We start from the raw sequence: 1,179 nt of genomic DNA, 5'->3' as shown, positions 1-1,179 counted from the left end.
AGAGGGTGTTTACAAAACTAGGCAGTCATTCTGCGTAGCAGCATTCTGCCCTGAGCCAGCCATACCCACGCCTCAGCGACTCGTGGTAGCCGATCGTAATGAACCGCAAGGCGTCTCGCCCTGTCATTCCAAGCATGTGATCGCTCAACGACCCAGCGTTTCGCTTGTGGGACAAAGCCATTCGAGTCGGCCTGCACGGTAAAGAGATCCAACTGCGCAGAGTGCACCCAACGTCCAACGTTTTTGTTAGCGGGATGCCTGATAACTTTGACTTGAATGTCATGACGCTGCGAGATTGTTTGCGCGCATTGCCCGGCGTAACCATTGTCTACGTACAGTGTTTGGATACTCGGATACTTGGCGAATCCGTCAGCTACTATGGGGTGGGCCCCCGCATGATCTTGGATATTTGCCGCAGTAACGCTCACAGCCAGTAGCAGTCCTAAGGTGTCGACCAGAAGATGACGCTTACGGCCCTTAACTTTCTTGCCACCATCAAAACCCGTTTCACCACCTTGTGCCGAGCCCCGAGTTGACTGTGAATCCAGCACCGCTGCGGTAGGCTCTACCGCGCGAGCTTCACGTTCGCGCCACTGCTGACGCAAACGATCATGCATTTTTTCAAACTTGCCTTGCTCGCTCCATCGCCGGAACGTTCGGTAGACGTTCTGCCAGCGCGGGAAATGTTGGGGCAGCATCCGCCAGGCACAGCCGCTACGAACGACATAACAGCATGCATCTACAAGCAGACGGCGGCTGATGCGGGGAGGTAGTCCGCGCCCTTTATTCTCGAAAATATCTTGGACAAGAGTCCATTCTGAGTCGGTCAAACTGCTTGGATAATCCTGCTCCGGTTCGAGCCGACGATGGGCATCGGTGTAACCATATCTGGGTGGTTCGACCGCCGCCTTTTCGATGACAACAGCCTTATGGCTGGGAACGAGCACTACACCTTGCCGCTCAAGCGCCCTGATTACAGGGCCCTTGGTAATCGACATGCCCGTTCTGCGCGTAAATTCGCGACGAATTTCCATTAACGTGATGGTTGGATCGGATTCAACGATTTGAACCAGAATCCCTTCGTGCTCAGGTTTTATCTTGATGTTGGCCATTGACATGCATTCACAAACGCGGGGTTGGGAGCATTCTAACGGCACATTTTATTTGTAAACACCCTCT

General features: G+C 53.5%; 1 pseudogene. It reads right to left on the bottom strand.

Annotation, left to right across the window (positions count from 1 at the left end):
- Nucleotides 1–17 precede the first annotated feature (17 nt).
- Nucleotides 18–905, bottom strand: a pseudogene (locus J3361_RS29240) (IS5 family transposase); the annotation flags it as partial.
- Nucleotides 906–1,179: the final 274 nt, after the last annotated feature.

Origin of the sequence: Pseudomonas sp. OA65, assembly GCF_017498305.1 — a bacterium.
In the GTDB taxonomy this organism is placed as follows: Bacteria; Pseudomonadota; Gammaproteobacteria; order Pseudomonadales; family Pseudomonadaceae; genus Aquipseudomonas; species Aquipseudomonas zanjanensis.
This window is presented reverse-complemented; position numbering and strand designations above follow the sequence as displayed.